This window comes from Micromonospora sp. C97 (assembly GCF_018070385.1).
Classification (GTDB): domain Bacteria; phylum Actinomycetota; class Actinomycetes; order Mycobacteriales; family Micromonosporaceae; genus Micromonospora; species Micromonospora parva.
Window position 1 is genome coordinate 1 of record NZ_JAGPXU010000051.1, and the last position, 12820, is coordinate 12820.

Annotated in this window: 11 protein-coding genes and 2 pseudogenes; 4 read left to right on the forward strand and 9 right to left on the reverse strand. The window is 73.8% G+C overall.

Annotation, left to right across the window (positions count from 1 at the left end; translation table 11 throughout):
• The 3 genes and pseudogenes from KBX26_RS31735 to KBX26_RS31745 all read right to left on the reverse strand — a co-directional run.
• Positions 1–887: pseudogene (locus KBX26_RS31735) on the reverse strand (hypothetical protein); the annotation flags it as partial.
• Entirely contained in the window at positions 884–2419 is a 1536-nt protein-coding gene (locus KBX26_RS31740; RefSeq protein WP_030335599.1) for a replication-associated recombination protein A, read from the reverse strand. The pseudogene KBX26_RS31735 and the gene KBX26_RS31740, both read right to left, overlap by 4 nt.
• 74 nt (positions 2420–2493) lie before the next feature.
• The gene (locus KBX26_RS31745; RefSeq protein ID WP_030335598.1) at positions 2494–2715 is read right to left on the reverse strand and encodes a hypothetical protein; all 222 of its coding nucleotides are present in this window, start codon (positions 2713–2715) and stop codon (positions 2494–2496) included.
• Between the two features lie 141 nt (positions 2716–2856).
• Here KBX26_RS31745 and KBX26_RS31750 point away from each other — a divergent pair, with 141 nt between their 5' ends.
• Positions 2857–3597, forward strand: a complete 741-nt coding sequence (locus KBX26_RS31750) for a GNAT family N-acetyltransferase (RefSeq protein WP_030335595.1) — start codon at positions 2857–2859, stop codon at positions 3595–3597.
• Here KBX26_RS31750 and KBX26_RS31755 read toward each other — a convergent pair.
• The 4 genes and pseudogenes from KBX26_RS31755 to aspS form a co-directional block, all read right to left on the reverse strand.
• Positions 3598–4918 (reverse strand): annotated as a pseudogene (locus tag KBX26_RS31755) (MFS transporter); the annotation flags it as partial.
• A gap of 175 nt (positions 4919–5093) precedes the next feature.
• Positions 5094–5702: a transcriptional regulator gene (locus KBX26_RS31760; RefSeq protein ID WP_030335592.1), complete on the reverse strand. Its 609-nt coding sequence runs from the start codon at positions 5700–5702 to the stop codon at positions 5094–5096.
• A 63-nt stretch (positions 5703–5765) separates the two neighbouring features.
• The gene (locus KBX26_RS31765; protein WP_210867096.1) at positions 5766–6578 is read right to left on the reverse strand and encodes a sugar nucleotide-binding protein; all 813 of its coding nucleotides are present in this window, start codon (positions 6576–6578) and stop codon (positions 5766–5768) included.
• 102 nt (positions 6579–6680) lie between these two features.
• Complete coding sequence (gene aspS / locus KBX26_RS31770) at positions 6681–8486, reverse strand: aspartate--tRNA ligase (protein WP_210867097.1); 1806 nt, start codon at positions 8484–8486, stop codon at positions 6681–6683.
• A 154-nt stretch (positions 8487–8640) separates the two neighbouring features.
• Here aspS and KBX26_RS31775 point away from each other — a divergent pair, with 154 nt between their 5' ends.
• Positions 8641–9375 (forward strand): DUF998 domain-containing protein, encoded by a 735-nt coding sequence (locus tag KBX26_RS31775; RefSeq protein ID WP_210867098.1) that lies wholly within the window; start codon positions 8641–8643, stop codon positions 9373–9375.
• A gap of 212 nt (positions 9376–9587) precedes the next feature.
• On the forward strand, positions 9588–10223 hold the full coding sequence (locus tag KBX26_RS31780; RefSeq protein WP_210867099.1) for a DUF998 domain-containing protein: 636 nt from the start codon (positions 9588–9590) through the stop codon (positions 10221–10223).
• 95 nt (positions 10224–10318) lie between these two features.
• Here KBX26_RS31780 and KBX26_RS31785 read toward each other — a convergent pair whose 3' ends face one another.
• Both KBX26_RS31785 and KBX26_RS31790 read right to left on the reverse strand, forming a co-directional pair.
• Positions 10319–11365: a S1 family peptidase gene (locus KBX26_RS31785; RefSeq protein ID WP_030335581.1), complete on the reverse strand. Its 1047-nt coding sequence runs from the start codon at positions 11363–11365 to the stop codon at positions 10319–10321.
• A gap of 395 nt (positions 11366–11760) precedes the next feature.
• Positions 11761–12237 (reverse strand): helix-turn-helix domain-containing protein, encoded by a 477-nt coding sequence (locus KBX26_RS31790; RefSeq protein ID WP_210863111.1) that lies wholly within the window; start codon positions 12235–12237, stop codon positions 11761–11763.
• A 55-nt stretch (positions 12238–12292) separates the two neighbouring features.
• On the opposite strand from KBX26_RS31790, the gene KBX26_RS31795 reads away from it, so the two are divergent.
• Positions 12293–12799: a PaaI family thioesterase gene (locus tag KBX26_RS31795; protein ID WP_210867100.1), complete on the forward strand. Its 507-nt coding sequence runs from the start codon at positions 12293–12295 to the stop codon at positions 12797–12799.
• The last annotated feature ends 21 nt before the right edge of the window (positions 12800–12820 follow it).

Here is a 12820-nt window from a genome sequence, read left to right on the forward strand (position 1 = left end):
GGGTCGGGTGTCGGGCCGGCGGCACGTCGACCGGCGGGCATGCCGTCGGCGGTCGGCCGGGCACGGCCAGGTTCGACCGGCTGCTCCGGGCCGGGTCGGCGGACCGGCGGGCCGGCGTCCGGACGGCGCAGCGGCGGCATCGCGTCGGGATGTCCGCCGGGCCCGGCGGTGTCCGGACGACGGCCCGGCGCCACAGCGGCGTCCGGACGACGACCGGCCGGCGCGCCGGAGACCGGTGGGCCCACGGGTGGGCCCGGAGGGGCCGCCGCACCGCGAGAACGAGCCGGGCCGCCGGGCACGTCGGGTGCCGGGCGAGGCCCCTGCGGGCCGGTCGGGTCACCCCCGCCCGGGCGGGCGGTGGGTGGAGACGGCGGTACGGCGGCGCGGGCGCCCGGCACCGGCTGCACGCCTCGGCGCGGTGGCTGCCCGGGTGCGCCGGGGACCGGGGCGGATGGCCGGTCATCCGGGCGGCGGCCCGCTGGCGGCGTCTCCCCCGGCCAGGGGCCGTCGACCGGTCGACGGGCGGCGACGCCCGGCTCACCCTGACGCGGGGTCGGCGGCGCCGAGGCCTCCGGCCCACCGCCGCGCGCACCGGGCGGCTCTGCCGGCGTACGCGGGGCGGCCTGGGCCGGCGGCCCGGCCGGGTCTGCGGGCGGCATGCCGCCCCGGGGGCGGTTCGGCTCCGCCGGTGCGCCGTCCGGGCCCAGCTCGGTGCGTTGCTGCTTGGCCGAGCGCAGGTCGTCGATCCAGCCGAACTCCTCGCCGGCGACCGGCTCCTCCGGCTCCGGCTCGGCCGCCCGGCCACGACCCCACCGGCGGGTCTTGGCACGCGGATCGCGCCGCTCGTCCGGGCCCTCGTCCGGGCGGTCCCCACCACGCGATCTCACTGTTGACCCTCTCCTGCGGCGTCGGTGCCGCTGTCCTGCATCATGCCGGGGGCACCCGTGTCCGTCGTCGGACGGGCGACCCCCGGGGATAGCGCTGGCGCGTTCTGCGCCGTTACGGACGGCTCGGATGCCGGCGTCGGCCGCGCGGCCGGGGCCGGCAGACCACGCACGATCCGGCGCAGCAGCGGCAGCCGGCCGGCCACCGACCGCTCCGCGCCGTGTGGGCTGGGCTGGTAGTAGTCGGTGCCCACCAGGTCGTCCGGAACGTACTGCTGGGTGACCACGCCGCGCTGGTCGTCGTGCGGGTAGCGGTAGCCGGTCCCGTGGCCCAACCCACGCGCACCGGCGTAGTGCGCGTCGCGCAGCCCCCGGGGCACCGGGCCACCGCGACCGGCCCGGACGTCGGCGATCGCGGCGCCGATGGCGGTGGTGGCCGAGTTCGACTTCGGCGCGGTGGCCAGGTGGATCACCGCCTGGGCCAGGTTGAGCTGCGCTTCGGGCAGGCCCACGTACTCGACAGCGTGCGCGGCGGCGGTGGCGACGCTCAACGCGGTCGGGTCGGCCATGCCCACGTCCTCGCTGGCGAAGATGACCAGGCGACGGGCGATGAAGCGGGCGTCCTCACCGGCGACCAGCATGCGGGCCAGCCAGTGCACCGCGGCGTCCACGTCCGAGCCGCGCATGCTCTTGATGAAGGCGCTGACCACGTCGTAGTGGGCGTCGCCGTCGCGGTCGTAGCGCACCGCCGCCACGTCGACCGCCTGCTCGGCGGTGGCCAGGTCGATCCGCCCGCCGCCGAGGGCCGTGGCGGAGGCCGCCGCCGCCTCCAGTGCGGTGAGGGCCTTGCGGACGTCACCGGCGGCCAGCCGGACCAGGTGGTCCTCGGCCTCGGTGGTGAGGGTCAGCGCACCGTCCAGGCCGCGCTTGTCGGCGACCGCGCGGCGCAGCAGGCCCCGCACCGCCTCGTCGTCCAACGGTTGCAGGGTGAGCAGCACGCACCGCGACAGCAACGGTGAGATGACCGAGAAGTACGGGTTCTCGGTGGTCGCCGCCAGGAGGGTGACAGTGCGGTCCTCGACGGCGGCGAGCAGCGAATCCTGTTGGGTCTTGCTGAACCGGTGCACCTCGTCGATGAAGAGCACTGTCTGCGGGCCGCCGGAACGGCGCTGGCGGCGGGCCGTCTCGATCACCGCCCGGACGTCCTTCACCCCGGCGGAGAGCGCCGACATGGCCACGAAGCGGCGGTCGGTGGCCCCGGCCACCAGGTGCGCGATGGTGGTCTTGCCGCTGCCCGGCGGACCCCAGAGGATCACCGACATCGGCGCCCCGCCGGAGACCAGTTGCCGCAGCGGTGCACCGGGAGCGAGCAGGTGCTCCTGCCCGACCAACTCGTCGAGGGTGACCGGGCGCATCCGGACCGGCAGGGGCGAATCGTCGGCCACCGCGGTGAAGCCGTCGACACCGGCGGGACCGTCGGGCGCGCTGCGCGACCCGGTCGGTTCACCGAGGGAGAAGAGGGCGTCGGACTCCATCACGAAGACAGTACCGGGCCGGGCCCACGACGCCGGAATCGCGCCGTGGGCCCGCTGCCAGTGATCGGTTCCGGTCAGCCACGCCCGGGGCGACGACCCCGGTACCAGCGGCCACCGCCACCGCCGCCACCGCCGCGCGGGCCGCTGCCCACGCCGGCCAGGTAGAGCGAGAGCAGGAGTAGTCCGATGAGCACCAGGGTGTTCCAGTTGAACAGGTCGGGTGCGCCGAAGTTGGTGTCGAGCAGGTCGAGCAGCAGGGCAAAGCCAAAGACGATGGCCGCGAGAATGGCGAGCATGTCGGTCCTCCGGTGGGGGTTCCCAGTAGGTCGGCGCGTGATGTACCCAATCGGTCGACTCGCCAATCTCCACGGTGGAGGTGGCTACCCCGCGCCGGCCCGGCGCGGACGTTCCACCCCCGGCCTCCTAGGCTGAACCGCATGATCATCGACGACCGGGGGCTCCAGGACCGGAGCGCCATCCTGGCCGCCGTCGGCCATCACCCGTTCGCCCGGCACGCGCTCCGGGGGGCCGTGCCGGCCCGCGCGTACCGGCGCGATGGCGCCGTGCTGTGGCTGGTCCCGCCCGAGCACGGACCGGTCGGCTGCGCGATCGGCCCGGCCGAACCGGCGCTGGAGATCTGTGTCGCGCTCGCCGCCGACGGGTTGCTCCAGCCCGGACAACGGCTGCACCTGCCGCGACACGATCGCGCTCTGCTGGCCGACCGGTTGGCGGTGGCCGAGCACAGCGACTGGGACTTCCACTGGACCGACGCGTCGCCGCCGACGCAGCCGGACGAGCAGTCGGTGGTACGCCTCACCGACGCCGACCAGCCGGCGCTGGCGGCGCTGGTCGAACAGTCGTTCCCCAGCAGCACCTCCCGCCCGGGAGACCCACGGGTGGTGGACTGGTACGGCATCCGGGCCGGCGACCGGTTGGTGGCGTGCGGCGCGGACCGCAGCCAGGGTGACATCGGCTTCCTCGCCGGCCTGACCGTCGCCCCCGACCAACGAGGTCGAGGGCTGGGCGCGTCCCTGACCGCGGGGATGACCCGGGCGCTGCTGGCGCGCCACGACACCGTGGGGCTCGGCGTCTACACCCACAACGTCGGCGCGGCCCGGCTCTACCGTCGGCTCGGCTTCACCCACACCCTGCCGCTCAGCTCGGTCCGCCTCGCCTGACCGGCGTTTCGGCCGGCCAGGCGAGGGATCGTCGCTAACGGTCGGCGGCGGGTACCGGGACCGCGGTCGGCTCGACGGCGGGTGCGGCCCGACGGCCGGCAAGCCAGGCGGGCAGGTAGAGCGGGGCGGCGACGGCCAACACCACAGCGCCGACCACCATCGCGGTGCTGATGCTGGTGCTGGCGGCGAGCGCGGTGAGCACCACCCCGCCGAGCGCGGCGGCCGGCTGCGCCATCATCGAGTTCAGCGAGAGCACGCTGGTCCGGTACGGGCCGTCGACCTGCCGGTGCAGCAGCCCACTGTGCAGCGGGTTGGACGCGCCGTGCACGCTGTAGCAGGCCAGATACGCGATCAGCACGCCGACCGGCCCGGCGAACAGCCCCATCCCGACCACCGTCACACCCTGGAGGATGCGCAGCAGGGCCGCACTGGGTGCCGCGCCGAACCAGCGCAGCAGCAGCGGGGTCAGCGCCGCACCGGCAGCTGAGGCGAGCCAGGCGGCCGAGCTGGCCGGCCCGAGCAGGGCGGCGGCGCGTTCCGGGTCGCCGACCACCTCGGCGAGTCGTACCGGCAGCAACGACTCGAAGGTGATCATGCCGAAGCCCCAGAACAGCTCGACGGACACCAGGGCCAGCAGAACGCGGGACCGGCGCAGCAGCCCGATCGCCTCGCCGATCATCCGGGGCGCCTGGGCCACCGAGGCCCGCACGGCGACGAATCCGGTGGCCGGCCGCCGCTCGACCAGCAGGGCGAGCAACGCGACCAGCGCGAGCGCCTGCGCGACGATCGCGGCCAGCACGGGCACGGTGAGCGCGCTGATCGGTCCCATCGGGCCCAGCGCGACGAGGCCACCGCCGATCAGCGCACCGCCGCCGATCGCCGCACCGGAGACGGCGCCGGCGTGCCCGAGGCCCCGCTCGTATTCGGCGGTCGGGTCGGCGGCCAGTGTGGCGTCGACGTACCAGGACTCCAGCGGGCCGCTGTCCAGCGCCCGGTAGACCCCCTGCACGGCGTAGACCAGGAAGAACATCCAGAACGAGTCGGCCACCGCGAACAACGACAACGAGACCAGGCTGAGCGCCCCGGCGACGATCAGCACCGGACGGCGACCGAGGGCGTCCGCGAAACCGCCGGTGGGCAGTTCCAGCGCCAGGACCAGCAGGCCCTGCGCCGTATAGACCAGGCCGATCTGCGGCAGCGACAGGCCGCGCTCCTGCATCAGCAGGACCATGACCGGGATCATCAGACCGGTGGGCAGCCAGCGCAGGCCGTAGAGCGTGAGGTAACGACGCCGCACCTGGCGTACGGTCAACGCGGTCATGACACCACCTCCGTTAGCGACTGCGGGGCTCGCAGACCCGGCTCACTCCTCGCGCTCACCCAGCCACCTTCCGTTCGCGACTGCGGGGCTCGCAAACCCGGCTCACTCCTCGCGCTCACCCAGCCACCTTCCGTTCGCGACTGCGGGGCTCGCAAACCCGGCTCACTCCTCGCGCTCACTGGAGACCGTCGCGCAGGGGGTAGGCGGCCAGGAAGACCTGCACCGGGCGGGCCTCCGGGTCGGCGGCGGCGTCGGGCTCGGCCTCGCGGTGGTAGCGCTCGAGCACCTGCCACACCTCCGCCTTGAGTTCCTCCAGGCGGGCCGGCGGGATGGTCATGAAGATGTCGCCCATGCCGAAGCCGTCCCGCCAGGCGGGTGACCACTCGTGCTGGGTGGCGAACCAGCGCTCGGCGGTCTCGGCGAGCAGACGCACCTGGTCGCCCTGGATCCACTCGATCGCGGCCCGGGCGTCGGGGTCGTCGTCGAAGTCGCTCGGCTCCCAGTTGGTGACGTCGTGCGCCGCCTGCCACCAGCGTTGCCGCCCGCTGCCCCGGTCGGGAACCTCGACGACGAGCCCGACCTCGGCGAGTTGGCGCAGGTGGTAGCTGGTCGCGCCGGTGTTGGTGCCGAGCAGCTCGGCGAGGGTGGTGGCGGTGGCGGGCCCCTTCACTCGCAGGGCGCCAACCAGGCGCATTCGCAGCGGGTGTGCCAGGACCCGGACCTGCCTCTTGTCGATGCGGACCTCACGTAGCGCCGCCCGCGGAGCGTCTCCATCGTTCTCCATGACTGCACACTACCTCTGCACACTTCGTATGCACAATAGTTGTGCATACGAAGTGTGCAGCAATCAGCGGGCGAGAACGTCGCGTACCCCGCGCAGTCGGGTGCGCAGCAGGCCGGCCGCACGGGTGGAGTCCAGGCGTACGTCAAGGGGACGGACCAGACCGCTGCTCGCGCTGGTGGTGCTCTTCAACCCGGCCGGATCCAGGCCGTACCGCTCGGCGACCAGCAGACCCAGCTCGACCCGGCTGACCGCGTCCGCGCCGGCCACGTTGAGCAGACCGGCGTACGACGAGACGACCAGCTCCAGCACGGCGTCAGCCAGGTCGGTGACGTCGATCGGGCAGCGCAGCTCGTCGCTGAACAGGGTGGCCCGGCCGGCGAGCGCGTCCCGGCAGAGCTGGATCTGCTTGCTGCCCTCCCCCACGATCAGCGAGGTCCGCACCACCGCCGCGCCGGGGTCGATCGCCCGCACGGCGGTCTCGGCGGCGGCCTTCGCAGCCCCGTACGCGTGCACCGGCGTGGGTGGCTCGTCGTCGAGGTACGGCACGGGTCGTCCGGCGTGCAGCGCATCGCTGGACAGGTGCACCAGCCGGGCACCCACCTCGGCGGCGGCGAGCGCCACGTGCGCGGCCCCGTCGGCGGTGACCGTCCAGTCCTCGTACCGATAGGGGGTCCCGACCACGGCGTCCGGCCGCACCTGGGCGACCAGCGCACGCACGGCGGCCCGGTCGGTCACGTCCAGCCGACGCGCCTCGACACCCGGCACGTCGATCTCACCGGAGTAGAACGTCCCAACAACCGACCAACCAAGCCCGAGGCCCCGCCGACAAACCGACCGCCCGAGTAACCCACTACCCCCGACAACAAGCACCCGCATCCCAGCCCACTCCCCTGCCGCCGCCGACGTCGATCATGAGGTTAACGAGCGACACGCCGTGGCGCGGGCCCGTCAACCCCATGATCGACGGCGCGAAGGGGGTCAGACCGGGTCGGCTACCGGGGCTGCCGGGCCTGCCGTGCCGGCGTGGGCCGTCGCGGGCGGCTTGGGCTTGGCGTCGATGCCGGCCTCGGCGCGCTGCTGGGCGGTGATCGGGGTGGGAGCACTGGTCAGCGGGTCGAAGCCGCCCCGGGTCTTCGGGAACGCGATGACCTCACGGATCGAGTCCGCGCCGGCGAGCAACATGCAGACCCGGTCCCAGCCGAAGGCGATACCGCCGTGCGGCGGGGCGCCGTACTTGAACGCCTCCAGCAGGAAGCCGAACTTGTCCTGCGCCTCCTCGGCGGTGATGCCGAGCAGGTCGAAGACCCGCTTCTGCACGTCACCCCGGTGGATACGGATCGACCCGCCGCCGATCTCGTTGCCGTTGCAGACGATGTCGTACGCGTACGCCAGGGCCCGGTCCGGAGCCTCCTCGAACCGGTCCACCCAATCCGCGTTCGGCGAGGTGAACGGGTGGTGCACGGCCGTCCAGCCACCCTCGTCAGTGCGCTCGAACATCGGCGCGTCGACCACCCAGCAGAACGCCCAGGCGCTCTCGTCGATCAGGCCGGACCGCTTGGCGATCTCGACCCGGGCCGCCCCGAGCAGCTCCTGCGCCTCCCGGGTGGTGGCGCTCGCCGCGAAGAAGACCGCGTCGCCCGGCTTGGCGCCGACCGCGTCGGCGAGCCCGCCCAGGTGCTCGGCGGAGAGGTTCTTCGCCACCGGGCCGCGCGCCTCGCCGGTCTCGGCGTCCAGCACCACGTACGCCAGGCCGCGCGCGCCCCGCGCCTTCGCCCAGTCCTGCCAGCCGTCCAGCTCCTTGCGGCTCTGCGCCGCGCCGCCCGGCATGACCACCGCGCCGACGTAGCCGCCCGCGTCGATCGCCCCGGCGAACACCCGGAACTCGGTGCCGCGCAGGTACTCGGTCAGCTCGGTCAGCTCGACGCCGTAGCGCAGGTCCGGCTTGTCCGAGCCGTACCGGGCCATCGCGTCGTGCCAGGTGATCCGCGGGATCGGCCGGCTGATCTCGTGCCCGGCCAGGTCCTTCCACAGCGCCGAGACGATCGCCTCGCCGAGGTCGATCACGTCGTCCTCGGTGACGAACGACATCTCGATGTCGAGCTGGGTGAACTCCGGCTGCCGGTCGGCGCGGAAGTCCTCGTCGCGGTAGCAGCGGGCGATCTGGTAGTACCGCTCCATGCCGCCGACCATCAGCAGCTGCTTGAACAGCTGCGGCGACTGCGGCAGCGCGTACCAGCTGCCGGGCTGCAGGCGCACCGGCACCAGGAAGTCGCGGGCGCCCTCGGGCGTCGAACGGGTCAGCGTCGGGGTCTCGATCTCCAGGAAGTCCCGCTCGTGCAGCACACCCCGGGCGAGCTGGCTGGCGCGCGAGCGCAGCCGCAGCGCGTTCGCCGGGCCGCTGCGCCGCAGGTCCAGGTAGCGGTACCGGAGTCGGATGTCGTCGCCGGCCTCGATCTGGTCGTCCACCGGCAGTGGCAGCGGCGCCGCCTCGGAGAGCACCTCCAGCTCGGCGGCTGTCACCTCGACCTCACCGGTGGGCAGCTCCGGGTTCTCGTTGCCGGCCGGACGGCGGGTCACCTCGCCGACGACCTTCACGCAGAACTCGTTGCGCAGCGCGTGCGCGTCCTCCTCGCGGAACACCACCTGGACAACACCGGAACCGTCGCGCAGGTCGACGAAGATGACCCCGCCGTGGTCGCGGCGGCGGGCCACCCAGCCGGCGAGCGTCACCGTCGAGCCGGCGTCCGCGGCGCGCAGGCTTCCGGCATTGTGGGTACGGATCACGGCTGGCAACTCCTCATCGTGGAACAGTCCTCACCCGCATTCTGTCAGGGGTGGCCGCCCCGCCTCCGGGCACCCGGCAGGCCGGCACGATTCGCTGGTGGGGTGGACCGGCGAACCCGACTCCCCCGGCAGCCGCGGCGGTTAACGTGGCGAAATGCGGCCCGTACCGAACTGGGCCGTCGCCACGGGGGCGGCGGCGCCCGTGTTGCTGGTGGCCGGTTGGACGGTGGCCCAGGCCCGACAGCCCGTCGGGTACGACCCGGTCCGGGACACCATCAGCGAGCTGGCGGGGCAGGACGCCACCGACGCCTGGATCATGGTGGTGGCCCTGGTGCTGCTCGGCTGCTGCTACCTGTCCGTTGCCGCCGTCCTGCACGCGGCCGGGCTGCCCAGCCGCTTCCTGCTCGCGATCGGCGGGGTGGCCACCATCGCGCTCGTCGCCTTCCCCCGGCCGCCGGTCGGCGGCTCGGTCAGCCACGGCGTCACGGCGACGGTGGCCGTCCTCGCCCTGGTGCTCTGGCCGGCCGGTTCGGCGCTGCGGCTGCCGCGCGGCCACGACACCGAACACCCCGACCGGCCGGAGCCACCCTGGGCGTTCCGCCGGTCGGTGGGGTTGAGCGCCACGCTCGTGCTGCTCGCGCTCTTCGGCTGGTGCGCGTTCGAGGTGACCAGCGGGTCCCGTACCGGATTGGCCGAGCGGGTGACGGCGGTGGCGGTCTCCCTCTGGCCTCTGCTGGCGCTCCTCTCCGCCCGGCGGGCGCACCTCGCCTGGTCGGCCGACGGCACCGTACGGGTGGGCCCGGACCTGCCGACCATCGGCGTCGTACCCCCGGATCCACTCGGACCCCCGAGCGGGCCGGCCCCCGGGCGACCCGACCGGCTGCCGTGAGTCTCCGCCGAACCTGACCCGGCGTCGCCACCGGGCCTGAGCTGGCGTCGCCGATGGACGTGAGCCGGCGCCGCCCCGCCCGGTCTGGCGTCGCCGCCCCCGCGTGGTCGGTGAGGGCTTCAGCCCGTCGACGGGCGGCGCCCTCGGCGTCGTCCGTCTGCCCGGACCGCGCGGCCCGGGAACCGCGCCGGTCGCACCGCTACGATCGCCCGATGTCCGCCGTTCCCCGTTGGGCTCTGCTGTCGGCCGCCGGCGCACCGCTGTTCCTCATCGGCGGCTGGACGGTGGCGCAGGCCGCCCAGGCCGACGGGTTCGACCCGGTGCGGCAGACCATCAGCGCGCTCGCCGCCACCGGCGCGGACCATCGCTGGATCATGACGATCGGGCTGGCGGGCCTGGGCCTCTGTCACCTGACGACCGCGCTCGGCCTGGTCAGCGCCGCACGGGCGGGCCGCGGGCTGCTCGGGTTGGGCGGGCTGGCGACGGTGCTGGTGGCCGTGTTCCCGCAGAACGCGACGGGCAGTTCGACGACGCACGTCGTGGCCGCCGGGGTGGCGTTCGGCGCGTTGGCCGTCTGGCCGGCCCTGGCGGTGCCCCGTCGCGCCGCGTCGCCCCTCGCCCGGGAGCACCGCCATCGGCCGCAGGACGGGCCGGCTCCCGTACGCCGGGTGGCGCTCGCCGCGGCGGCGGTCCTGCTCGGTCTGGTCGGCTGGTTCGGCGTCGAGTTCTTCACCGACGGGGCGTGGATCGGGTTGACCGAGCGCCTGGCGGCGGCCGCCGAGGCGGGCGCACCGCTGGCCGCCGTGCTGTTCTCCCGGCTGCTGCCGAGACCGTCCGGTCCCGGCTGACCGCCGACGCGTTCGCCGGTGTCGGCGGGGTCCGGTGGCCGTGAACGCGACGCGGGCCGCCGGAGTGTTCCGGCGGCCCGCGAGCGGTGCGTGGATCAGAAGACGCTGACGCCGTAGCGGCTGAGCGCCTCGGTGACCGGCTGGAAGAAGGTCGTGCCGCCGGTACGGCAGTTGCCGCTACCACCGGAGGTCAGGCCCAGCGCGGTGGTGTTGGCGAAGAGCGAGCCGCCGCTGTCGCCCGGCTCGGCGCAGACGTTGGTGCGGATCAGGCCGGAGACCGAACCCTCGGCGTAGTTCACAGTGGCGTTGGTGGCGGTCACCGAGCCGCTGCGCAGGCCGGTGGTGCTGCCGGAGCGCTGCACCGCCTGGCCGACGGACGCGTTGCCGGCGCCGGTGATGTCCCGGAAGCTGCCGTTGTAGAGGGACACGTTGCCGGCCGCGTTGGCCGAGTTGTTGTGCCGCACGATGCCGTAGTCGTTGCCCGGGAAGCTGGTGCCGGTACGGGTGCCCAGCAGCGCGGTCTGGGCGGAGTTCGAGTACCAGCTCGACGAGATGTTGGTGCAGTGCCCGGCCGTCAGGAACGAGTAGGTGCTGCCGCTGCGCACGTTGAAGCCGAGCGAGCAACGCCCGCCGCCACCGGCGTAGATGGCCTGACCACCGGAGATGCGGGTGCTCAGCACGCCCGCCTCGGCCTCGACCCGGACCGCGCCGTTGGCCCGCGCGGCGGCGGCCTTGACCCGCTCCAGCTTGGCCCCGGTGACGGTGCTGTCGACGGAGACGACGACCTGGTTGGTGACCGGGTCGCTCCACCAGGCGGTGCCGGGGATCTTGGCGGAGCGCTCCAGGTCGGCGGTGGCCCGGTTGAGCTCGGCCGCGCCGCGGGTGACGTAGCGGACGACGGCGCCGGCCTTGCTGGCCTTGCTGGCGGCGGCCGCGTCGGTCACCGTGACGACGGACTTGCCGCTGGCGTCGATGTACGAGCCGGCGGAGCGGTCGCCGAGTTCCGCGGCGATCGCGGCGGCGGCATCGGGTGACGCGGCGGGAGCGGCCTGAGCCGGCGCACCGATCAGCGAGCCGACGACCAGGGTTCCGGAAACGGCGACGGTAGCCGCAACACGGAATGAGGACCTCGTGGGTCGCATGTAACAACCTCCTGGGCGGGGGAGCGGGTCTCGCCGGGGGCGGCTGACCCGAGGGCAACCCGGCCGATCTGGGGAAACCGGCCGGCTGAGACTGAAGTATTCACATACTTAAGATCATTAACAAGGCTTGGATTCGCCCGAATTCACCGTCCTGGATCGGCCACACGGCCGCAACACCCTCGACACGCTGGTGAACAGGCACCGTCACACCCGACCGACGCCCGGCCCATCAGGAAGTGAACAACCATCGATGCGTTGCCGCGCACCGGGCGCGGCGCGCACCGCCCGCCGCGACGGGCACGACGGCGAGCGCCGGGTGATGAGCGCGGCCCGGTGAGCGCGCCGCGTGATGAGCGGGCCGCGTGGGGGGCGCGGCGCGTGATGGGCGCCGTCGGTCAGGGGGTACGGCGACGGGCACCGGGACCCGGGCGGGGCACCACGTCGCGTGGCCGACCGACGTCGTGCCCGTCGGCGCAGCGCAACTCGGCGCGTACCTCGGCGCCGCAGTCGCGGTGGGTGACGCTCAGCGGTGGGCCGTCCGCGTCGGCGAGGTACCGGTCACCCCAGCCGAGGACGGCGACCAGCACCGGCCACAGGTCCAGACCCTTCGCCGTCAGCCGGTACTCGTGGCGCAGGCGACTGCCGGGCTCCCGGTACGGCTCGCGACTGAGCACGCCCTGCTCTACCAGGCTGGCGAGCCGGTTGGTCAGCACCTGGCGCGGAATGCCGGTCCGCACCCGCATGTCGTCGAAGCGGCGTACGCCGGTGAACACCTCGCGCAGGACCACCAGCGTCCACCGCTCACCGAGGATCTCCATCGCACGGGCGATGGTGCAGTTCTCCACTGACCAGTCCAGAGCCGCAGGTCGCATCCGACCAGGCTAAGTCTCGTTGACAGACTCAGCAACCGGCTGCCAGGCTGCGTCCATGACGCAGACGCAGGAACCAGCGCGCAGCCGTACCTTTACCTGGGCGGACCCGTCGGTCAACGCCGCCCAGGTCGGTCGACGCAGCGGCCTGGACATGCTCCGGGCGATGATCGCCGGCGAACTGGCCGCGCCGCCGGTGATGCACCTTCTCGACATGAGCCGGATGGAAGCCGACGAGGGTCGGGTCGTGGTCGAACTGACCCCGCAGGAGTTCCACTACAACCCGCTCGGCAGCGTCCACGGTGGCGTGCTCTCCACGCTGCTGGACACCGCCGCGGCGTGCGCCGTGCACACCACCCTGCCGGCCGGCGTCGGCTACACGTCGCTGGACCTCAACGTGAAGTTCCTCCGCCCGGTCACCGTCGCCAGCGGCACCCTGCGCTGCGAGGGCACGGTGCTGCAACGCGGCCGCCGCACGGCCCTGGCCGAGGCCCGCATCACCGACGCCGCCGGCCGCCTGACAGCCCACGCCACCAGCACCTGCCTAATCCTCCCCCTCCCCTAACCCCCTGCCCCGCCCCTGCCC